This is a genomic window from Acinetobacter lactucae (genome assembly GCF_013344765.1).
Lineage (GTDB): Bacteria > Pseudomonadota > Gammaproteobacteria > Pseudomonadales > Moraxellaceae > Acinetobacter > Acinetobacter lactucae_A.
In genome coordinates this window covers 1-23,090 of sequence record NZ_JABVBF010000035.1, presented here as the reverse complement: position 1 = coordinate 23,090, position 23,090 = coordinate 1, and the positions used below count along the sequence as shown (strand labels likewise).

The window sequence follows — 23,090 nt, the reverse complement described above, 5'->3', positions numbered from 1 at the left end:
TTGAATAGCTATTAGATATACAAAAAATAAAGACCTCTTACGAGGTCTTTATTTAGTAAATTTAAATAATTAAACACTCAACATACTATTTAAAGTTTCAGAAACATTTTTCGATTTCACTTTAGGCTGCAATGCTTGTAAAGCCTGTTGTACTTGAGTTCGTTGCGGTTCCACAAGTGTGTACCAACGCGACAATACCTGTAATAGACGTGAACCTAAAATTGGGTTCTTTTCATCAAGATATTGCGCAAGATTAATAAAGTGCGCTACACCAAAGCCCCAAGTATTTTCAGGGTTATTTGACAACCCTCCACTCACCGCACGAATACGGTTTGGAGTTGTTAAATCATAGTCAGCATGTTGAGTCAGGTACTGGATTGTTTCTGCTGTCGCATTTGGGTTTGCAGCCTGAATCATAAACCACTGGTCTAAAGATAAAGCTTCATCTTTAAAGCGGTCATAGAAATCAACAAGCGCATCTTGAGCCTGAGGTGCATTTTGCCAAACCAATACACGTAACGCCCCTAAACGCTCAGACATATTGCCTGTGTTTTGGTACTGCACATGTGCTAATTCAAATGCACTTTGGTCGCCCTGACGCGCCATCATCATCAGCATGATATTCTTTAATGCACGAACACCCATAGCTAAAGAAAATTCTTTTTGTAGATCTGGGTCAAGTGTCAGGTAAGTATCCTTCCAGAATGAACCCAACTCTTGTGCCAAACGATTGAGTAAAGCTTCACGTTTTACATGAATATCAGCTGGTGCATAGTTCTGATCGATACGGCTACCTAAATAACCTTCACTTGGTACATCAAATAAACGCGAAGCTAAAAGTGGGTCACGCCCCACTAACTCAGGTAAAGTACTTTGAATGGCTTGAATGTACGCATCGGCAGAATGGTCTTCTAACAAGATACGTTCAAGCAAGGTTTGCGTTGCTTGCCATTGGTTAAAGCCGTTTGTTTCGTGCTGAATTAAGAAAGCTAATTCTTCATCGGTATAATCAAATACAAGATTTACAGGAGCCGAAAAATTACGAAGTAACGACACAACCGGTTGCTCAGTCACACCTGTAAACTCAATGGTTGACTCATCTTGGTCAAATAAGTACACACCATCTTTAACATCATTTACGAATATACTTTCACTATGCAATGTATATTGCTCACCTGTTTTCGCATTAAACAGTGCTAAAGCCACAGGAATCGGTACAGCTTTTAAATTTGGGTATTTAGGATGTGCTTTTAAACTTTGTTTAAAGCTTAAACGGTAAGTTTGTGTCGCTGTATCGTACTCACCTTTTGCTTCAAGCTTTGGCGTACCCGGTTGGTTATACCAATTTAAAAATGCAGATAAATCAACACCTGAACCCGCAGATAATGCAGCAACCCAGTCTTCTACTGTCACGGCTTGACCATCATGACGGCGGAAATATTCATCCGTACCCTTACGGTATTTTTCTTTGCCAAGTAAGGTCGACATCATACGGTTAATTTCCGCACCTTTTTCATAAACAGTTGCGGTATAGAAGTTATTAATTTCTACAAAGTGATCTGGACGTGGTGGATGGGACAAAGGACCTGCATCTTCTGGGAATTGATGCGATTTTAGTACAGCGACATCATCAATACGTTGAACCGCAGCAGATTGTAAATCTTCCGAGAAAGATTGATCACGGAATACCGTTAAGCCTTCTTTTAAGCACAACTGGAACCAGTCACGGCAAGTAATACGGTTCCCTGTCCAGTTATGGAAATACTCATGGGCAATCACAGACTGTACACGCATGATTGCAGCGTCCGTCGTATATTCCTCATCAGCAAGTACACATGAAGTATTAAAGATATTTAAACCCTTATTTTCCATGGCACCCATGTTGAACTGGCTAACAGCAACAATCATATAGTTGTCTAGGTCATATGCACGGCCATAGTGTTCTTCATCCCAACGCATTGAATGCTTTAAAGCTTCCATCGCAATATGGCATTTTGGAATGTCTTTCTCGATTGCATAGATTTCTAAAGCAACATCACGTCCTTCAGACGTCGTATAACGATCTTTAAGTACAGCTAAATCACCAATGACACAAGCAAATAAATAGCTTGGCTTTTTAGTCGGATCTTGCCAGATTGCAAAGTGACGGTTTTCACCAATCTCACCTGTTTCAAGCAAGTTACCATTCGCAAGTAACACAGGATATTTCTTGTCTGCTTCTACACGTGTCGTAAAGACAGAAAGTACGTCTGGACGATCTGGGTAGAACGTAATTTTGCGGAAACCTTCCGGTTCATTCTGTGTTACGAACAACTCATCTGCTTTATATAAACCTTCAAGCTGAGTATTGGTTTCAGGATGAATAATCACTTGTGTTTGTAAAATGACTTCATCTGGTGCATCAGTGATCACCAGTTGCTCACTATCGAGTGAATATTGTGCAGGAGTAAGAATTTTCCCATTGAGCTGAATCGATTGCAATTCAAGGTCACGGCCCAATAACACCAAGTCTCCAGCAGTTTGGCGCTTCATCACCAAGGTTGAATCAACAATTGTTTTGTCGTCATACACTTGAATATCAAGATTAATGGACTCAACCAAGAACGAAGGTTTTTGATAATCTTTTAAATAAATTGTTTGATCTGCCTGAACTGGAGGCTGCGCCGCAATATTCATCTTTATTCCTTATATACTTTTCGGAAACCGTCGTACGAATTGTTATGAACTTGATCATACAGATTCATACATACCGTGTTTGCTTACCTTATAAAATTAATGGGACTTCATTTATATATTTCAAATTAGAATCGTCTTTTATTAGCACAGATTAGACCAAATTTACGATAATCGTTGCTTATATAATCAATCTATACAATAAAAATAAAACAACTTCAGCTTTTAACATTTTTTAGAGCCAGCTTACATTTTAGGCATGGTTCTTGCCTTCTCTAATACACCAATATGAATATTTCAATCAGAACAAGAGGTGTCAGTATGGAATTAAAAACACATTTTCATCGTTTAGAAAATATTAAAGCGATTCATGATCTAGACGCAGCAGGACTCGATCACCATGTGATTGCGGTATTTTTATCTGCGGAAGGTATTTCTATTACAGCTCAGGAGGTAACTTCGATCGTTAATACTTATGATGCTTTAGGTAAAATAAAATTACCAAGTAGAAAAGTGCAGGCACTTATCAATGCCAAAAAGCTTGGACAGAATGATGAGAGCTTACCGTGCCCTGTTTAATCTTAACTTTCAGCCTGTTATGAAAACCTAAAATCAAAATATAGATTTTAGGTTTTTCTATTTTAGCAACAAACGAAATTGGTAATCTCCGCCATATATAGCGAGGCTGTGTATAATAGCCCATCATTTTTATTTTATGTTCGGAGCAAAATGGCCTTACAAATTCTACAGAAACAGCTAGATGAAAGTAGCCATTGTCCTCTCTGCCAAGCTTCAATGTACTGGGTAGAAGCCGAGCAATTTGAACAAGACATTCAGTTTCATGAATGCAGTCATTGCCAGCACCGCGTATTTAAAGATACAAAAATGACGTGCCACTGTGAAACATGTACTAAACAACGTAAAAAGCTTTTACAGCAAACGCGCTTACAAGAACAACGCCAATTTAAGTCAAAAGATCAACCACAGCGAAGTCTGGAGCAACTGAGTTTTTTACATAAACTTTTTTTACTCAGTTTACTTGATGACTATGCACGTGACGATGTTGCACATGATGAATATATTCACTGGGACCGGATTAAATACCATCACATTACCCCGAACTGGATATTTCAAAACTATCTCATTAAACAACTTCATAAAGATGGAATTTTAAACGCCCAAGATCAATCTGATGAACCTCAGTGTTTTTATTTAAACATTCGCTTGGATGGTTATAGTGACCCAAGTTTATTTAGTGTCGCCCAGCAACTACGCCATTGGTTTTATGAAAATTTAAGCCTCGGCATTCCGTTTCGTAGCACCGATGAAGTGAAAGACGTGCTTTTTCAGGTGCTATATCAAGAGATTATTCAGTTTATGCAATTCTATTGCCGAACATGGGGCATTCAAATTGCAGGAAGCACCAATTTCCAAACTTTTTGCTATCGTTTAATGGATTCATTGGCGATTGGTCAAATCTATTATCTGATTCAGACGGCGCTCGAATATCTTTATAAACAGAAAGCCCTACAGCCACGTAATGAAAAATTTATTAACACCAATTTGTTAAAGAAAACCTTAGAGCAATATCGAGAGAGAGCTTTAGCTGAAAAGTGGGAAACCTCAATGCTGCCTCGTCCTCACAATATTCCCTACAGTAAAATGAGCTATATTTTGCTTAACCGTTTCTTGGGCTACGACGAACAGATATTCGTACAACCTGTCTGGAAAGCATGGCGTAAAATTGAACCGCGTTTAAACTTTTATTCGGTTAAACGTTGTATGCATTGTGGTTCAAATGATTTAACTGTTGATTATGATGCGGCAGATTATGTTTCCTTAATTTGTCAAAGATGTAAGCATCAAGATCATTATTTTACTCACTAAATCTACAATCACTTTGGCTTAATAAGGATAATAATATGACATCTAGTTTGATTGAACAGGTCATTGAAGCTTGGCAGAACATGCAGGCAAAAACGCCTCTTGTGCAATGCATTACCAATAGCGTTGCGACCAACTATACAGCCAATGTGCTACTTGCTTCTGGTGCTTCACCTGCCATGATTGATAATCCTTATGAAGCAGAAAGTTTTACCAAAATTTCATCGGCTTTAAGCATTAATTTGGGCACACCTACTTCAGAGCAAATGCAGGCCATGCAAATCTCTGCAAAAGCAGCACAGCTTAATAACATTCCTTGGGTACTCGACCCAGTCGGCTATGGACCAATTTTAGCTTGGCGCAGTCAAATGACGGACGAACTTTTACAGTTTAAGCCAAGCGTTATTCGTGGTAATGCCTCAGAAATCAGTATGCTTGCAGGCAACCAAGTTCAATCTAAAGGTGTCGATAGTACATTAAGTAGTGATCAAGCCTATCAACAGGCTTACTCCCTATTAACGCATGGAGAATGTATCGCTATTTCGGGCGAGTCAGATTACATTTTATCTAAAGAATTGGACATCGTTATCCAGGTAAATGGCGGAAGTCCGTTACAACCTAAAATTACCGCAACAGGTTGTGCTTTAGGTGCGTTAATCGCAGCATATAGTGCGGTGACGACACCAAGCATTGCCGCACTTTCAGCTCATGTTCACTTCGCAATTGCAGGTAAACTTGCTGCAAATCAAGCACAAACCATGGGAAGTTTTAGTAGCATTTTTATGGATTATATCCATATGCTAGATGACAACTTAATTGAGCAATATGCAGATATCAAACTTTTAAACTTACAGGCATAACCTAAGTTAGGCCTGTATTACTTGCAATCATTTTAAAAGTAAGTAGATATCAGTAATAAGATCGGACTCTTTCACATCATGTACAAAGTTGTGATAGTGAAAGAAAACAGGATAATCCCCCGCTTCTTCTGATTGATCGGGTAACCAGTTTCTAAAGATGTAATACACACTATCTTTAATCTGGTCATGACTACCAAAATGTCTTACGGTTGCATAACGACCCGCAGGAATTTCTCCTGTTTGTATGTCGTAAATATTTTCAGTTACAGCCTTTTCAATTGAACCTGCAATATCAAATCGAAACTCGTCAGACGATGTCTGTTCAGGATCAGCAAACGGAATACCATAAGTTCTAGATTTGGTCACAGGTGATAGACCTGTTTCTTTACGCCACGCAATAAAACGCGCAGCAGTTTCAAAGACTTTATCGGGACTACCTAAATGTGACAAATAGGCAATCTTTTCAGCAGGTCGCTCAACAATATTTACATTCATTTTTAGCTCACTTTTTGGAATGGTAAAAACAAACTTCTGGTGCCAAGATTCCCAGTCTGGTTGATCTCTAAAAGCTCGAGGAGTTTGATCAAATGAACGCTTAAATGCACGAGTAAATGCCTCTGGACTATCAAACCCTGCTTGCAAGGCAATCTCAATAATTTTGAGATCGGGTTCAAATGCCAGTTGAAAAGAGGCCCGCTTTAAACGAGAAAGTTGAATAAACTTCATCACATTTAAACCAATATGAATGGCAAAAATGCGATGAAAATGAAACTTGGATAAGGCCGCAATCTGACTCAATCGATCAACATCTAGATCTTCATCTAAATGTCTTTGAATATAATCGCAAACCAGTTGCAGCTTTTGTATATATACAGCCATACATTTATGTCTGTTCATTCGATAGCACTACTTTTACATAGTGCTCATCTCTATTCTTGATCGAAATTGCGCTTTTTAGTGTTATATAACTTGCTTAAAATAATCTTCTCTTGGCATGTCAATGAGTTCAACGCACAATTGAATTTCTTTATTAAACTCTTGTTGTAAATAATTTTTATTGCTGAGTGCCGTTAATAGCCGATCACCAATTAGCTGTTTTTGTTCATCAGTTCTTCCAGACAAAATGTAGGCTTTTACATGAATATAAGCTTGATCAGCCCCTAAGCCAATGAGGAAAACATCATCTTTACGTGCACGGCTTTTAATGTCTTCTGGACTAAATAGCTCTGTATCAATAAGCGTGGTATTAATTTCTTCAAGTAATTGTTTTGCGTTTAATCCAGTTAAGTTTTCTGAATAATCAACTACAACGTGCGGCATAGCCACCTCAATTTATGTAATAAGTAATTAAGCCAATTAAACTTTACTCAATAAATAATAAAGCTAATCGGACCTGATCATACCCCATTCGAGGACTGGTTGCTTCAACAATTGGTCTTAGTTTGATCGAACCATCATCAGAAAAATGATCTGGATTTTGGCGCTTTTTCAGCTTCTTATAAATTTTACGAATTTCTTCGACCACTTCGTCACCCGGATGGGCAACCGAAATATCCAGCTTCTGTTCTTTATGAAGTCGAGCCAAGTGATTAATAATCGTCGCTGGGGTTAAACCACGTTCATGCGCGATATCTTCAATTTCATACCCTTCTTCAAACAAGACACGTGTCTCGTCTAGCGTTGCCGTAGCATAATTTTGCTTACCACCTTTTGCGAGTTTCTTCTCATTACGAGAGATCTCGGTTTCATTCAAGGTGCCGCCACAGTGACGAATAAACGCTTTATGCTGAGCAGTTAAATCTACATCTGCAAAGTTGTCTTCAGCTTCTTTAGACAGCTCTTGAAAACGGCGATCGGCTTTGACAGCTAAACTGTCTAATTCTAAAGCTTGCTCATTAATCCCTAATAGCTTTAACCCCGTTAAAGATTTTAAGCGCGAAAGTGCAACATAACCCTGACCTTTTTCAAAGGTGTTCATGAGGTTAATTTCGGCCGCTTCTAAAGTCATCCCTTGGCTTTTATGAATAGTAATCGCCCATGCTAAACGAAGCGGAATTTGCTGAAAACTTGCAATGACTTTGCCTGCTTCATTTTCGACTGACCATGTTTCAGGAGCAACCAGCAAAGTGGTGCCATCGGTTAGTTTTACCTTTGGTAATAAGCCATTTTCGTCATCTTCCTCAAAACCGATGACTTCACCCAAACTCCCGTTGATATAGCCCATATCAAAGTTGTTTTTTACAAACATCACTTTGGCATGTTTTTTAAGTGTGAGTTCTTCTGGCGCACGAACCGAAGATTTTAAAGTTTCTAATAATTTTTCATTACCATCTAAAACAGCATTGAATTGATGCCCTTCGTTATCAATTTCGTTTAAGTGCTGATAGTTGATATTGTCGACATCCATATTGTGCGTATAAAGACGAGTAAAGGTCTCACCAATATCATGGGCACGTGATTGACGTAGTGCTTGCAAATGATCGGGTTGAATATTTTGCGCACGAATCGCATTTAATATCTGATTCAGAATTTCGTCGTCTTGACGGTGCTGTTCTGTTAAATAACATACGCGAAATTTGGCTTCGACCCATGCATCTGACATAAAGCAGAACTTGTCACGGTTAGCTTCACCATTACGTCCCACAGGTGGCAACTGGAAGAAATCTCCAGCCACAATCACTTGAATACCACCAAATGCCTCGTCGCTTTCTTTAAAATATTTTAGGACTTGATTAACCAGATTAAGCTGTTTCGCATGTAGCATCGAGATTTCATCAATCACCAAAACTTGCGCATTTTCAAGATGTTCTTTGAGATATTTACGCTCTTTCATGCGCTTTAGATCATCATCAGTTAACAGATCTTTAATACCAATGCCAGCCCATGTGTGAATGGTCATGCCGTTCATATGTGTTGCTGCAATACCTGTAGATGCCGTAATTGCCACAGGCACTTTACGTGCTTTTAGGTATTGGATGTACTGATTAAGTGTATAGGTTTTCCCTGCACCAGCCGAACCGGTTAAAAAGACATTTTCACCTGCTTTAAGCAGTTTAAGCGCAGTTTCCTGTTTCATAATCTCATATGTACATCTTCAACAGCCCATAGCTTAACGATTTTCCCGAAAAAATTAAATGAATGTGCCAAACTTTCTAAAAAGTACTTATAAATCAAAAATTAAAAGCAAAATAATATTTGGTAGGTTTTTGGTAGGTAGGAAAATAAACTTCACATCACAATACTAAGGCCATGGTGAGGCTCACCTGTAATAACAAACAATGGATTTATGGAAGAAGGAATCACTCCATGGCTTTTAAAAATATTGCAGATCAAACAAACGGTTTTTATATTCCATGCGTATCACTCTTTGGACCAGGATGTGCCAAAGAAATTGGTACAAAGGCACAAAACCTCGGCGCAAAAAAAGCATTAATTGTGACCGATGAAGGCTTATTTAAATTTGGTGTCGCAGATCTTATCGCAAACTATTTAACTGAAGCAGGCGTTGCGAGCCATATTTTTCCGGGTGCAGAACCTAACCCAACCGATATTAATGTTCATAATGGCGTAAATGCCTATAACGAAAATGGCTGTGACTTTATTGTCTCTCTAGGTGGCGGTTCATCTCACGACTGTGCAAAAGGGATTGGCTTAGTTACAGCTGGTGGTGGTCATATTCGTGACTACGAAGGTATCGATAAAAGTAAAGTACCGATGACCCCATTGATTGCAGTGAATACAACGGCTGGTACTGCATCGGAAATGACTCGTTTCTGTATTATTACCAATACAGACACTCACGTGAAAATGGCGATTGTTGACTGGCGTTGTACTCCACTTATCGCGATTGATGACCCTAAACTCATGATTGCAAAACCTGCAGGTTTAACCGCTGCAACAGGTATGGATGCGTTAACCCATGCAGTTGAAGCCTATGTTTCTACGGCGGCAAATCCAATTACCGATGCCTGCGCAGAAAAAGCAATTACGATGATTAGTCAATGGTTACAACCTGCTGTAGCAAATGGTGAAAATATTGAAGCGCGTGATGCCATGAGCTATGCACAATACTTGGCTGGTATGGCATTTAACAATGCATCTTTAGGTTATGTTCACGCAATGGCACACCAGTTGGGCGGTTTCTACAATCTTCCTCACGGCGTGTGTAACGCAATCTTGCTACCACACGTATGTGAATTTAACTTAATTGCTTGCCCAGATCGCTATGCAAAAATCGCAGAGTTAATGGGGGTAAAAACTCACGGGTTAACAGTGATGGAAGCTGCCTATGCTGCTATTGATGCCATTCGCAAACTGTCTTCATCGATTGGTATTCCTTCTGGTTTAACCGAGCTTGGGGTAAAAACAGAAGACCTTGCAGTGATGGCAGATAATGCTCAAAAAGATGCGTGTATGTTGACTAATCCTCGTAAAGCAAACCATGCACAAGTTGTGGAGATTTTTAAAGCAGCACTTTAATACTGATGTAATGGCATATCCCTCTAGTAAGTCAAATCCCTCCGACCGTTGACTTACTTTTTTGGGGAATACTCCAGCGGTATTCCCTTTTTTTAGAACCTATATTCCAACCTTCTCCAAACCTGATTGACAATTCGCCCATTTCATTGAAGGATACTCAGCATGTCTTAATTACAATAGCTCGATAAAAATGAATACATCTTTAGCTAATCAAACTTATGTTCCAGATATTTTAGGCACTGGTTACGAACAGCTCACATTTAATTTTCCTGATGATTATGAAGGGAAAGTTGTAGCCACCTTAGTGCGTAAAAAAGCCGCTCAACCCTCCCAAAAAGCCGTACTATATATTCATGGTTTTTTAGATTATTTCTTTCAAACCGAAATGGCTGAGCAATTCAATGCGCATGGTTATGACTTCTATGCACTCGATCTAAGAAAATATGGTCGCTCAAAGCTGCCTCATCAAATTTTCTATAATGTGCTTGATTTAAATGAATATGACGCCGAAATTACTCAAGCATTAGAAATTATTGGCAAAGAGCAACACACTCAAGTTTTGCTTGCAGGACATTCGACTGGTGGGTTGACAGCAACGCTTTATACTGCACATCATCCAGATCATCCTCTTATTAAAGCACTATGGGCGAATAGTCCGTTTTACGACTTTAATTTAAGCTTAGTCGAAAAGAAGTTTGGTATTCCAATGCTCAGTCGAGTAGGAAAATATCTACCAAAAGTTAAATTCCCAAGTCAATTAAACAAATGGTACACCACCAGCCTTCACAAGCAACTCAAAGGTGAATGGGACTTCAATCTTGACTGGAAACCAACCTCTGCCCCTACAGTTCAACTCAGCTTTGTACATACAATTCATACGGCACAAAAAGAGATTCACCGCGGTGTTAAATTGAATATTCCAGCCCTGATTATGCATTCGCACCAAACTAAAAACCCTCGCAAATGGGGGCCAGATGTGACTCAAAGCGATGTGATTTTAGACGTTAAAGACATTGAAAAACATGGTAAAAAAATTAAAGGCGATGTCTCGGTTGTCTCTATTCAAAATGGATTGCACGACTTAGTCCTTTCGGCCCAGCCAGTACGGAAACAAGTCTATCAACAATTGTTCCAGTGGCTGGATCAAAAAATCACTTAACTGAGCTTAGGTGAATCAAGGTATTTCACCAGCAATTGATGCGCAGGATGTTCACTCGGTAATAGCTCCATAAGGCGTTCTACCGCATCAATTGCTTCAGGGAAATGAGCTAAATGCTTTAACAGTAAATCTGTTTCTTGTGTTTTAAAAATTGCATCGCTCAAGCGTGATTCAAGGCAGTCGCGCCATGCGCATAAAAACGGACTTTCAGTTTTTGCCAGAAATACGCCTGTGTAAAGCTGCAAAGCAGAAGCCGCATATCCCGCATCCAGCGCCTGTTCAGCTTGTAAAAAATCGGCTTCAACATGCACAAGCAAACGATATGGACGTGAACCAAGTAAGCCTCCCAAAATATCCCGTAGTTGAGACATTTCAGCTTTAAGTGTGCCCATGCTGACTTTACGTTCACCATAGAGTGCCTGATAAAGATGCTCTAAAGTTAAGCCATGCGGACATAAAGCCAATATAGTTAAAATTTCAATTTGACGCGGTGTTAATAATAAACTTTTGCCGTTAAATTTAACTTGCGGTGTCGAAAAAGCACGAATATGTAATTGCTGGCGCTGTTGCTCAAGTAGTGCTGACTGAATAATGGATGCACAACGTTCAGCAGCCAATATTCCTAAACTATTATGATTCTTCCAAGTGGTTGATAAATCAACAACTCCTAGAGTTTGTTTAGAGTATGGATCGATAATTGGCGCGGCATAGCAAACCCAATCATGAATCGATTCCATGTAATGTTCGTTTGAAAAAACACAGCTTGATTGTTGAGTTTTTAAAGATAACGCCAAGGCATTCGTACCAACAAATTCTTCACGCCATTGCCCACCTTGTACAAAGTGAACACGCTCAGCTGCACTTTGCATTTGAGCACTTGTTGCCGTCCAGATAATCGTACTGCCGATATCACCGACAGCAATTACCATTGAAGATTGCTCTGCAATATGATGTAAGTCGTCGGCACATTGGCTTAAGGCCATATCTAAAGCGTTTTGTGAAGCAGTTTTTTTCTCGACTAATGGAGCCGCAAAACGCTCTTTAGGAATCGCAGCAGAAGCTGATCGTTCCCACGAGCTTGCAATACTTTGGCCGAGTTTGGCAGCATTCTGAGGAGAGAGACTATTTTGCGTGCGCAGTTGATCAATCAACGTCCGTTGCTGCAATAAATCCTTTTTTGTGAACATTTGTAAATTCCTTATATATCCACATTTCTATTCCAACCTTTCTCCAACCTTCTTCTTTATATCCTAATTATACAAAGTACGAAAGTACCTACTGACAGGGTTCTTGTTAGTCTTTAGTCCTAAAAAGCAAAGGAATATTTATATGCGCTATATCGATCCAAATCAACCAGGCTCAAAAGTTCAATTTAAATCACAATACGAAAATTTTATTGGCGGTGAATGGGTAGCACCTGTAAAAGGTGCGTATTTTGACAATGTATCTCCTGTTGACGGAAAAGCTTTTACACGTATTCCACGCTCTAGTGCCGAAGATATTGAGCTCGCTCTAGATGCAGCGCACAAAGCAAAAGCAACATGGAATAAAGCATCACCAACGGTACGCTCAAATATCCTTTTAAAAATTGCTGATCGTTTAGAAGCAAACCTTGAAATGCTTGCTGTTGCAGAAACTTGGGATAACGGTAAAGCAGTCCGTGAAACTTTAGCAGCTGATCTTCCGCTTGCGATTGACCATTTCCGTTATTTCGCTGGATGTATTCGTGCTCAAGAAGGTGGTATCTCTGAAATTGATGAAGATACAATTGCATATCATTTCCACGAACCACTTGGTGTAGTGGGCCAAATCATTCCATGGAACTTCCCGATTTTGATGGCAGCATGGAAACTTGCTCCTGCTCTAGCGGCTGGTAACTGTGTGGTGATTAAGCCAGCTGAGCAAACGCCAGTAGGTATTTTGTTGGTGGCTGAACTCATTCAAGACATTTTACCGCCGGGCGTACTTAATATTGTCAATGGTTTCGGTTCAGAAGTCGGCCGCCCATTAGCGACAAACCCACGTATTGCAAAAATCGCATTCACAGGTTCAACTCAAACTGGACAAATGGTGATGCAATATGCGACCGAAAATATTATTCCAGTTACCTTAGAACTTGGCGGTAAGTCACCAAACCTTTTCTTTGAAGATATTATGGATAAAGAAGATGACTTCTTAGAAAAAACGCTTGAAGGCTTTGCCATGTTTGCCTTAAACCAAGGTGAAGTATGTACTTGTCCTTCTCGTGCTTTAGTACAAGAAAGTATTGCTGATCAGTTCTTGGAGATGGCTGTTGAACGCGTAAAACGTATTAAAACGGGTCACCCACTTGATACTGAAACAATGATTGGGGCTCAAGCATCGCTACAACAACAAGAGAAAATCTTACGTTGTATTAACACGGGCCGTGAAGAAGGTGCAGAACTCTTACTTGGTGGTAGTGGCCGTAAAGAAGTAGGCGATGGTTACTATGTTGATCCGACTATTTTTAAAGGTCACAATGGCATGCAAGTTTTCCAAGAAGAAATTTTTGGACCTGTACTTGCTGTAACAACGTTCAAAGACTTTGACGATGCAATTAAAATTGCCAATGACACCATGTATGGTTTAGGTGCAGGTGTATGGTCACGTTCAGCTCACATTTCTTACCGTGCTGGTCGTGCTATTGAAGCTGGCCGTGTTTGGACCAACTGCTATAACATTTACCCTGCACATGCTGCATTTGGTGGTTATAAGAAGTCTGGTATTGGCCGCGAAAACCATAAGATGATGCTAGATCATTATCAACAAACTAAAAACTTGTTGGTGAGTTATTCAACTAAACCAATGGGCTTCTTCTAAATTTCGCACCAAGTTGATACCAAACTATCAACACTAGAAAGAAGTAAGATGACTAATTATATAAGAAGCCAGTAATTTAGATTGCTGGCTTCTTTATTTACGATTATTAAGCTTGAATTTTTATCATTTAGAATAAAAAAGCTCCATCTACTCTCTAAAGTACTTCATTTAGGCATTGCTTTTGCATTGATAAATACAAACCCACTCGCAGGAGTATTGTATGAATCAACCAGAAACAGCTTCGGTCATTTCTTCAAGCACAGAAGTCTCATCAGCAGAATATTTTGCTCAGCGTCAACTCAAACAAGGTACGGTTGGTTGGTTACTCCTGATTGGTTTAGGCGTAGCTTATGTGATATCGGGTGATTTTGCTGGCTGGAACTTTGGTATTGCTCAAGGTGGTTGGGGTGGCATGTTTATTGCCACTGCACTCGCCGCCTTGATGTACCTATGTCTATGTCTTTCTATGTCAGAAATGTCCACCATGATGCCGACAGCAGGTGGCGGTTATAGTTTTGCACGTGCTGCCTTTGGACCTTTTGGGGGTTATTTAACAGGAACAGCTATTTTAATTGAGTACGCAATTGCCCCTGCGGCGATTGCTGTATTTATTGGTGGTTATTGCGAATCTCTATTTGGTATTAATGGCTGGATGATTTATCTCGCCTGCTACGCCATTTTTATGGGCATACATCTGAAAGGTGCCGGCGAAGCCTTAAAAATTATGTTCGCAATTACACTTGTCGCAGCAGTTGCTCTGGTTGTGTTTATTGTGGCAATGATTCCGCATTTTAATGCACAAAATTTATTAGATATTCCAGTTGGTACAGGTGTAGGCGCAAGCAGTTTTCTACCTCATGGCTATTTAGGGATTTGGGCCGCTGTTCCTTTTGCAATCTGGTTTTTCCTTGCAGTTGAAGGTGTGCCATTAGCGGCCGAAGAAGCGAAAGATCCAGCTAAATCTCTCCCGCGCGGTTTGATCGGTGCAATGCTCATCTTAACGGCGTTTGCCATGCTCATTTTATTCTTGGGTGCAGGCGCAGCAGGTGCAAGTACTTTGCAAAACTCTGGTGCTCCCCTTGTCGATGCTCTGGTTAAAGTTTATGGCACCAATACTTGGCTTGCGACCTTTGTAAACTTTGTGGGCTTAGCAGGTTTAATCGCAAGTTTCTTTTCAATTATCTATGCTTATTCCCGTCAAATCTTTGCACTCTCTCGTGCTGGTTACTTACCTACTTCACTCTCTTTAACCAATAAAAATAAAGCCCCTTATCTTGCGATTATTATTCCTGGCATTATTGGGTTCTTACTTTCACTGACCAAAGAAGGCGATTCACTGATTTTAATCGCGGTTTTTGGTGCCACCATTTCTTATGTGTTGATTCTTTTATCCCACATCAAACTACGCCTATCTAAACCCGATATGGTTCGTCCTTATAAAACTCCTGGAGGAATCGTTACTTCAAGTATTGCCTTAGTCCTAGCAGTCGCTGCTGTAGTTGCAGGCTTTGTTGTCAATCCAAAAGTTTGGTTTATTGCTGCCACTATTTATGTCGTATTTATTGCTTACTTTTTATTCTATAGCCGTTATCATTTAGTTAAAGGTACACCAGAAGAAGAGTTTGCAAATATTAAAGCCGCAGAACAAGAACTATAAAAAAGGATTCAACTATGAGTTATCGCAATATTATCGCCAATCAACAGTATCACTTTGCTGACTTGAAGACCTTGATGGCAAAAGCAACGCCGCTACGTTCAGGTGATGAATTAGCAGGTGTAGCGGCCAGAGATGCAACCGAACATGTTGCGGCACAAATGACTTTGGCCGATGTACCACTTAAAACCTTTTTAAATGAGGTTCTGGTCGATTACGAAACTGATGAAATTACGCGACTGATTATTGATGAACATGATCTGGCAGCCTTTGCCCCTATTTCACACTTTACAGTAGGTGATTTCCGAAATTGGTTACTGGGAGAAGAAGCCAATGCCCAAACCTTAAAAGCATTAGCATCAGGTTTAACTCCAGAAATGGTGGCTGCCGTCAGCAAAATTATGCGTAATCAGGATTTAATTTATGTCGCCAGTAAATGCGAAGTAATTACCCAATTTCGCAACACCATTGGTTTAAAAGGTCATCTTTCTACCCGTTTACAACCGAACCATCCTACCGACGATGTGCTTGGTATTTCTGCCAGTATTTTAGATGGTTTGATGTATGGCAATGGTGATGCAGTGATTGGCATTAACCCCGCCACAGATAACCTTCATAATTTGTCAGAGCTACTGAAATTACTTGACCATGTCATTCAGGAATATCAAATTCCAACACAATCTTGTGTACTTACCCATATCAGCTCAGGCATTCAACTGGCTGAAAAAAACGTGCCAATTGATTTAATGTTTCAATCAATCGCTGGCACTCAGCTGGCAAACGAAGGATTTGGAATTTCACTCGATTTATTACAAGACGGATATGAAGCCACGCTCGCACTCAAGCGCGGAACTATTGGACAAAATGTTATGTACTTTGAAACGGGTCAAGGCAGTGCCCTATCAAGCAATGCTCATCACGGCGTGGACCAACAAACCTTAGAAACTCGTGCCTATGCTGTAGCCCGAAAATATAACCCACTTTTAGTAAATACAGTCGTTGGTTTTATTGGCCCTGAGTACCTCTTTAACGGTAAACAAATTATACGTGCAGGTCTAGAAGATCACTTCTGCGGTAAATTACTCGGGGTGCCAATGGGCTGCGACATTTGTTACACCAACCATGCTGATGCCGACCAAAACGACATGGATGTTCTCCTTACCCTTTTTGGGGCGGCGGGCATCAACTTTATTATGGGTATTCCGGGTTCAGATGATGTCATGCTCAATTATCAAACGACCTCGTTCCACGATGCCCTCTACCTAAGACAACTCTTAGGTTTAAAACCTGCTCCTGAGTTTTCTGCTTGGCTTGAACAGCAAGGCATTTTTAAACAACAAAACTCTCAAATTTGCTGGGCAGATCACATGCCCGACCAATTCTCTCGTCTGCTGATGAATTAGGGAGAACACTATGAAACTCAGTCGTGATATTCAATATCCCTCCTCTACCCATCAAGATCAGTGGGAAAAACTCAAACAGTTTACCGATGCCCGTATTGCTTTGGGTCGTGCAGGTTGCAGTATCCCAACACGAGCCTTACTTGAATTCCAGTTATCTCATGCACAAGCAAAAGATGCTGTTTATAAAGATCTGGACGTTTGTCATTTATCTGAACAATTACAGCAACTTCAGCTTCCAAGCATTCATGTACAAAGTAATGCTCCTAATAAAGAAATTTACCTTAAACGGCCAGATTTAGGCCGTCAGCTTTCAAGCCAATCAAAAGATGTCTTAATTAAGGAATATGCGGAAAATCCGAAGCCATACGATGTTTGTATTGTGGTCGGTGACGGACTTTCTGCAAGAGCAATTGAAGCAAATGCTATTCCATTCATTACCGCGCTAAGTGAACAAATTCAGCAAGAAAACTGGAGTCTTGCACCAATTGTACTTGCCACAGGTAGCCGAGTTGCTTTAGGTGATGAAGTTGCTGAAATCTTTAAAGCATCCATGCTTGTGATGCTGATTGGAGAACGTCCGGGATTAAGCTCTCCTGACAGTATGGGCATTTACTATACTTGGAATGCATATTCAGGCTGTTTAGATGCGAAACGCAATTGTATTTCCAATATTCGCTCTGCAGGTTTAAGTATTCCGGTTGCAACACAACGTTTAATGGCCTTAATGAAAAAATCAAAACAACTTGGTTTTTCAGGTGTTAATTTAAAAGATGAATATCAACTTTCAAATATAGGCATTGAACAAACTCAAAAGCTGCTATTTTAAACAGAGGAATATGCAAAGAGATTTATTGAAAAATAGATAAACCTTTGCATAACAACATTATCTTAACGCAAAATATCAATTTTCGGGTATTGGCAATTTATACAGATATTTTCTTCTTTATATTTATCGCTATACTCCATCTATTGATCTTCTATGAATCATTTGTATGAACACAACAAACGCCTTCCCTAAAACTATTTATGCCATTCAGCATCTTGCTTTCGAAGACTTAGGTTCATTAGAAGATGTGTTTTATCAACTTGGATTTCGTGTCCGTTATTTTGAAGCAGGTGTAGATGATTTAACCCCTGCTTTTTCACACGATGGATTAACTATTATTTTAGGTGGACCAATCGGAGTTTATGAAACTGAAGATTATCCATTTTTAAAAGATGAAATTGGTTTACTTAAACAACGCTTGGCAGCAGATAAACCTACTCTCGGTATTTGCCTAGGTGCACAGCTGATTGCGCATGCACTTGGTGCTAAAGTATATGCTGGTCATCAAAAAGAAATTGGTTGGGGAACACTAAGCTTAAGTTTACGTTCTAATCAGGTATTATCTCCTTTGCTTAACAATGTTCATGTTTTACATTGGCATGGTGATACTTTTGATCTCCCTGAAAATGCCGTGCTACTAGCTAGCTCAGAGATTTATACCAATCAAGCATTTGAAGTTGGAAATAATATTCTTGCATTGCAGTTCCATATTGAAACGACAGAAGAAAATTTTGAGAAATGGCTCATTGGCCATACATGTGAACTTCGTAATGCCAATATTTCAATTCCGAAACTCCGAGAAGAAAACTTAGAATATGCTCAAGCACTCGAACATGCTGCATTTGAAGTTATCCAAAAGTTTCTTAAACGAATTGGATATAGTGGTTAAAGTATTAAGGCTCTAATATGCACAAATACTAAATTTTACTATTTGGTATTATTGTTTGCTCATTTTTCAAACAAAGGAAATGCTATATCCGACTTTAAGAAACATTTCATAAAATTTTCAGTGTATTATTAATTTGTAACATAAAATATACGTTGATTTACTATGGATATCTGGAAATTTATTAGAAGCTTTAATACGGTCAATACTTATTTATTGCTTTCATGTATTCTCCTTATAATCTTAGTTCTTTATTTTTATGTGATTAATCCTACCTAAGCTAATTTGCCAAGGCTATTAATCATAAAGAAAAAGAAAATATGAGAAGACATTTAAATAAAAAGCCCAACTGAGTTGGGCTTTTTGATTTTAGTTATTTACTCACAACATGTTGTTCGTCTTGCGAAAAAGTAAGAGATAATCAATCTCTTACTTTTTCTCAGGTTTGAAGCTGTCTTTTAAGTCAAGAATACGGTTGAAAACTGGTTTCTCTGGTGAATGATCATATTGATCAGCGACAAAATAGCCTTCGCGCTCAAATTGGAAACGATCTTCAGGAGTTGCTTGTGCTAAAGCTGGCTCAATGACAGCTTGTACGATTTTTAATGATTCAGGATTAAGATTTGCCAAGTAGTCATCACCAGTTTCAGGGTCAGCTTCTGTAAATAATCGATCATAAATACGTACTTCAGCAGGAATACCTTTAGTTGCAGATACCCAGTGAATCACACCTTTAACTTTACGACCTTCAGGATTCTTACCTAAAGTTTCAGGGTCAATTGAACATTTCAGCTCAATCACTTCACCATTTGCATCTTTAATGACTTCATCACATTTAATGACGTAAGCATGACGTAAACGCACTTCACCATCAGGAACTAAACGTTTAAAGCCTTTTGGCGGTACTTCTTCAAAGTCTTTACGGTCAATATAGATTTCCTTGGTTAAAGGAATCACACGATCACCCATATCTACATTAGGATGGCGAGCATGTGTCAGATCCATATCTTCTGGTAAATTAGTTAAAGTCACTTTAAGTGGGCTTAAAACAGCCATACCACGCGCAGCAGTATTTTCTAAAGATTGACGAATACAGAACTCAAGCATTGCAACATCTACAATACCATCAGTTTTTGACACGCCTACACGCTTACAGAAATCACGTAAACCTTCAGGAGTAAAACCACGGCGGCGCATTCCTACCACAGTCGGCATACGTGGGTCATCCCAACCATTTACATAGCCACCTTCCACCAATTTACGTAATTTACGTTTTGATGTAATGGTGTAGTCCACGTTTAAACGTGAAGATTCATACTGATGTGGAACAGCTTTAGATTTTACTTTTTCTACAATCCAGTCATAAAACGGACGGTGATCTTGGAATTCTAATGTACAAAGCGAATGGGTAATCCCTTCAATGGCATCAGACAATGGATGAGCATAGTCATACATCGGGTAGATTTTCCATTTATCTCCGGTTTGGTGATGCTCTGAATGCAATACGCGATATAAAATCGGATCACGCATATGTACATTTGTACTTGCCATATCAATCTTGGCACGTAAAACTGCTTCACCCTCTTTAAACTCACCACTACGCATTTTTTCAAAGCGAGTAAGATTCTCTTCAATAGATGCATCACGGTATGGAGAGTTTTTACCTGGCTCAACAAAACTACCGCGGTTTAACTTAATTTCTTCTGGAGATTGCAAATCTACATATGCATCGCCTTGTTCAATAAGTTGAACTGCCCATGCATATAATTGATCAAAATAACCTGATGCATAGCGTGGTTCACCATTCCAGTTAAAACCAAGCCATTTCACATCATTCGCAATACCATCAACATACTCTTGTTCTTCAGCATCAGGATTTGTATCGTCAAAACGCAAATTACACAAACCATCAAACTCTTCAGCCACACCAAAGTTCAAGCAAATTGCTTTTACATGGCCAATATGTAAATAGCCATTTGGTTCTGGTGGAAAACGCGTTACGATCTGCTTTGCACGTCCTGTAGCCAAATCATCAGTAATGACTTGGCGAACAAAATCTAAGCCAGCCTGTTGTTCTTGCTGCGCAGAATCGACAGAGGCATGAGTATTCGGTGTCGGGTTATTTGGCAGGCTCGAGACAACATCATTAGGCTTCATAGTGTATCAATCACTTCTTTGTAGATAAATTTCGAAAAATTTAAACGCTATCTTCATTTTTCACAAAGATTTTAACGTTTTTTACTTGCCTTGTAGTTTACAGTTTGCTTATGCTTCTCTCAACCAAAAACCCATGGTCATAAGCCCATGTTTAGGAGATTAATGTAATGAGTTTTCCTCAAGTCGAATTAAACACCAATAAAGGTCGTATTGTTCTTGAACTAAATACTGAAAAAGCACCAAAAACAGTAGCAAACTTTTTAGAATATGTACGTGACGGTTTTTATGACGGCGTTATTTTCCACCGTGTCATTGATGGTTTCATGATCCAAGGTGGCGGGATGGACGAAAACTTCAAAGAAAAAGCGACTCGTGATTCTATCGAAAACGAAGCTGACAACGGTTTAAGCAATGATGTTGGTACGATTGCTATGGCACGTACTCAAGCACCTCACTCTGCTTCTGCACAGTTCTTCATTAACGTAAAAAACAACTCTTTCTTAAACCATACCTCTAAAACTGCTCAAGGTTGGGGTTATGCCGTATTTGGTAAAGTTGTTGAAGGTATGGATGTTGTTGATGCGATCAAAGGTGTTCGTACTGGCAACCGTGGTTACCACGCTGACGTTCCTTTAGAAAACGTTGTAATCGAATCTGCTAAAATTATTTCTGAATAATTTTAGGAATAAGCTGTGACTTATCTGTTTATTTCAGATCTACACTTGTCACCTGAACACCCTCGACTCGTTCGAGGGTTTTTAGATTTATTGGTGCATTATCAAGATAAACAAACACAGCTCTATATTTTAGGTGACTGGTTTAACGCTTGGATTGGTGATGATTACTCAGCACCATGGCTCGATGAAATTGTTGAAGCATTAAAAGACTTCAACCAAAAAGGAAATCGGGTTTACTTTCAAGTAGGCAACCGTGATTTTGCTTTGAATCAGGTTTTCCTCAATAAATTTAACGGTGTATTACTACCCGACATTTATTATCTCAACATTGCTGGACATCAGTACCGCCTAGAACACGGTGATGCCTTATGTACAGATGATATTTCTTATCAAAGATTTAAAAAAATTATTCGAAATCCGCTTTTAGTGGCTTTTTTACGTCGTACCCCACTGAGTTTTCGTACCAAACTGGTGAATGGTTTTCGAAAACGAAGCTCCGCTGATAAACAGCAAAAAAGCTATGAAATTATGGATGTGAATGAGCAAGCTGTACTTTCTGCTTTAACAGATGTAGACACACTGATTCATGGCCATACCCATCGACCTTCAATTCATCAGGTAGAAGCTAAACAAAGAATTGTTCTTGGCGATTGGCGTGAAGATCAAGCTTATATTTTGGAAATTGATCCTACTGATAACGCACCGCAGCTAAAGTTAATTGAATGGAAATACTAATTTAGAAGTATATATTTATAAAAAATATTATTTAATTGCGACATTACTGCTATAAATTTATATCAAATTAAAGAGCAAATACCTTTGAATAAAATAGCATATGATGGCAAAGATTAAATTCTCTCAATTGCCATAAGATTGATATGGAGCACACCTATGGACTTATTGAACTCTGTTAAAAGCCGCTATACAACAAAAGCATATGATTCTGAAAAGAAAATTCCTCAAGAAAAAATTAATAAATTATTAGAAATTTTACGTTTTACCCCTTCTTCAGTAAATATTCAGCCTTGGCATTTCGTAGTTGCAGACAATCTTGCAGCTAAAGAACGAATCGCAAAAGCATTAACAGGAAAGTATGCTTACAATGCACCTAAAGTGCTTGAGTCATCACATACAATTGTATTCTGCACAAAAACAGATATTTCCTCTGAATATTTAAATCAATTACTTGAGCAAGATGATTTAAGTGGCCGTTTTAAAGATGAAAAAGCCAAATTAGGTCAAAAAGATACTCGCCATGGCTATGTTGAGTTTTACCGAAACGAGCAGAAAAATTTATTTGGATGGATGGAAAACCAAACATTCATTGCTTTAGGACAGTTACTGTTTGCTACTGGCTTAGAAGGTATCGATGCAACTCCGATGGGTGGTTTTGATGAGGAAATTTTAAATGCCGAGCTCGGTTTAACTGAAAAAGGCTTACGAAGCTCTGTGATTGTTTCCTTAGGCTATCGTAGTGAAAATGACTTTAATGCTAAACTTCCTAAATCACGCCTGCCAGATGAAGTGATTTTCACTTATTTATAAAAATTTCTATAGTTCAAGAGACTCGCCTCTCTTGAACTATCAAGCC

19 protein-coding genes are annotated in these 23,090 nt (G+C 39.1%); 13 read left to right on the top strand and 6 right to left on the bottom strand.

The genetic code is table 11. The features are described from left to right. Positions 1-69 precede the first annotated feature (69 nt). Complete coding sequence (gene pepN / locus HUN22_RS05795; protein WP_174726925.1) at positions 70-2,676, bottom strand: aminopeptidase N; 2,607 nt, start codon at positions 2,674-2,676, stop codon at positions 70-72. Between the two features lie 318 nt (positions 2,677-2,994). On the opposite strand from pepN, the gene HUN22_RS05790 reads away from it, so the two are divergent. The 3 genes from HUN22_RS05790 (at position 2,995) to thiM (ending at position 5,417) form a co-directional block, all read left to right on the top strand. After that, a complete protein-coding gene (locus HUN22_RS05790; RefSeq protein WP_174726922.1) occupies positions 2,995-3,252 on the top strand; it encodes a hypothetical protein in 258 nt (85 codons plus the stop codon). 150 nt (positions 3,253-3,402) lie between these two features. Continuing rightward, the gene (locus HUN22_RS05785) at positions 3,403-4,560 is read left to right on the top strand and encodes a hypothetical protein (RefSeq protein ID WP_174726919.1); all 1,158 of its coding nucleotides are present in this window, start codon (positions 3,403-3,405) and stop codon (positions 4,558-4,560) included. Positions 4,561-4,595: 35 nt separating this feature from the next. Further along, a complete protein-coding gene (gene thiM, locus HUN22_RS05780; protein ID WP_174726916.1) occupies positions 4,596-5,417 on the top strand; it encodes a hydroxyethylthiazole kinase in 822 nt (273 codons plus the stop codon). A gap of 27 nt (positions 5,418-5,444) precedes the next feature. Here thiM and HUN22_RS05775 read toward each other — a convergent pair whose 3' ends face one another. The 3 genes from HUN22_RS05775 to HUN22_RS05765 form a co-directional block, all read right to left on the bottom strand. Further along, a complete protein-coding gene (locus tag HUN22_RS05775; protein WP_174726928.1) occupies positions 5,445-6,296 on the bottom strand; it encodes an AraC family transcriptional regulator in 852 nt (283 codons plus the stop codon). Between the two features lie 81 nt (positions 6,297-6,377). Next, positions 6,378-6,737, bottom strand: coding sequence for a 5-carboxymethyl-2-hydroxymuconate Delta-isomerase (locus tag HUN22_RS05770; protein ID WP_217488093.1), 360 nt, complete (start codon positions 6,735-6,737; stop codon positions 6,378-6,380). Positions 6,738-6,780: 43 nt separating this feature from the next. Beyond that, positions 6,781-8,493: an AAA family ATPase gene (locus HUN22_RS05765; RefSeq protein WP_174726910.1), complete on the bottom strand. Its 1,713-nt coding sequence runs from the start codon at positions 8,491-8,493 to the stop codon at positions 6,781-6,783. Between the two features lie 230 nt (positions 8,494-8,723). On the opposite strand from HUN22_RS05765, the gene mdh reads away from it, so the two are divergent. Together mdh and HUN22_RS05755 are read left to right on the top strand one after the other, a co-directional pair. Beyond that, entirely contained in the window at positions 8,724-9,896 is a 1,173-nt protein-coding gene (gene mdh / locus HUN22_RS05760; RefSeq protein ID WP_151822622.1) for an iron-dependent methanol dehydrogenase, read from the top strand. A gap of 190 nt (positions 9,897-10,086) precedes the next feature. Further along, a complete protein-coding gene (locus HUN22_RS05755; RefSeq protein ID WP_174726907.1) occupies positions 10,087-11,055 on the top strand; it encodes an alpha/beta hydrolase in 969 nt (322 codons plus the stop codon). Here HUN22_RS05755 and HUN22_RS05750 read toward each other — a convergent pair. Further along, positions 11,052-12,242, bottom strand: a complete 1,191-nt coding sequence (locus HUN22_RS05750; protein WP_174726904.1) for a helix-turn-helix domain-containing protein — start codon at positions 12,240-12,242, stop codon at positions 11,052-11,054. The genes HUN22_RS05755 and HUN22_RS05750 overlap by 4 nt on opposite strands. A 142-nt stretch (positions 12,243-12,384) precedes the next feature. On the opposite strand from HUN22_RS05750, the gene exaC reads away from it, so the two are divergent. The 5 genes from exaC (at position 12,385) to HUN22_RS05725 (ending at position 18,668) form a co-directional block, all read left to right on the top strand. Beyond that, positions 12,385-13,896, top strand: a complete 1,512-nt coding sequence (exaC, locus tag HUN22_RS05745) for an acetaldehyde dehydrogenase ExaC (protein ID WP_004791594.1) — start codon at positions 12,385-12,387, stop codon at positions 13,894-13,896. Positions 13,897-14,116: 220 nt separating this feature from the next. Beyond that, positions 14,117-15,553, top strand: a complete 1,437-nt coding sequence (eat, locus tag HUN22_RS05740) for an ethanolamine permease (RefSeq protein WP_174726901.1) — start codon at positions 14,117-14,119, stop codon at positions 15,551-15,553. Positions 15,554-15,567: 14 nt separating this feature from the next. Continuing rightward, positions 15,568-16,953: an ethanolamine ammonia-lyase subunit EutB gene (locus HUN22_RS05735; RefSeq protein ID WP_174726898.1), complete on the top strand. Its 1,386-nt coding sequence runs from the start codon at positions 15,568-15,570 to the stop codon at positions 16,951-16,953. Between the two features lie 10 nt (positions 16,954-16,963). Next, positions 16,964-17,779, top strand: a complete 816-nt coding sequence (eutC, locus tag HUN22_RS05730; protein ID WP_174726895.1) for an ethanolamine ammonia-lyase subunit EutC — start codon at positions 16,964-16,966, stop codon at positions 17,777-17,779. A gap of 166 nt (positions 17,780-17,945) precedes the next feature. Further along, on the top strand, positions 17,946-18,668 hold the full coding sequence (locus tag HUN22_RS05725) for a glutamine amidotransferase (RefSeq protein ID WP_174726892.1): 723 nt from the start codon (positions 17,946-17,948) through the stop codon (positions 18,666-18,668). A gap of 426 nt (positions 18,669-19,094) precedes the next feature. Here the strand turns inward: HUN22_RS05725 and HUN22_RS05720 are convergent, their stop codons facing one another. Continuing rightward, positions 19,095-20,822: a glutamine--tRNA ligase/YqeY domain fusion protein gene (locus tag HUN22_RS05720; RefSeq protein WP_171429616.1), complete on the bottom strand. Its 1,728-nt coding sequence runs from the start codon at positions 20,820-20,822 to the stop codon at positions 19,095-19,097. A gap of 167 nt (positions 20,823-20,989) precedes the next feature. Between HUN22_RS05720 and HUN22_RS05715 the strand changes: the two genes are divergently transcribed. The 3 genes from HUN22_RS05715 to nfsB all read left to right on the top strand — a co-directional run bounded on the left by HUN22_RS05715 (position 20,990) and on the right by nfsB (position 23,044). Beyond that, positions 20,990-21,499, top strand: a complete 510-nt coding sequence (locus HUN22_RS05715; RefSeq protein ID WP_016145770.1) for a peptidylprolyl isomerase — start codon at positions 20,990-20,992, stop codon at positions 21,497-21,499. Positions 21,500-21,514: 15 nt separating this feature from the next. Further along, positions 21,515-22,234 carry a UDP-2,3-diacylglucosamine diphosphatase gene (locus HUN22_RS05710; RefSeq protein ID WP_174726889.1) on the top strand — a complete coding sequence of 240 codons (720 nt, stop codon included), beginning with the start codon at positions 21,515-21,517 and terminating at the stop codon, positions 22,232-22,234. Between the two features lie 156 nt (positions 22,235-22,390). Continuing rightward, positions 22,391-23,044, top strand: coding sequence for an oxygen-insensitive NAD(P)H nitroreductase (nfsB, locus tag HUN22_RS05705; protein WP_174726885.1), 654 nt, complete (start codon positions 22,391-22,393; stop codon positions 23,042-23,044). Positions 23,045-23,090: the final 46 nt, after the last annotated feature.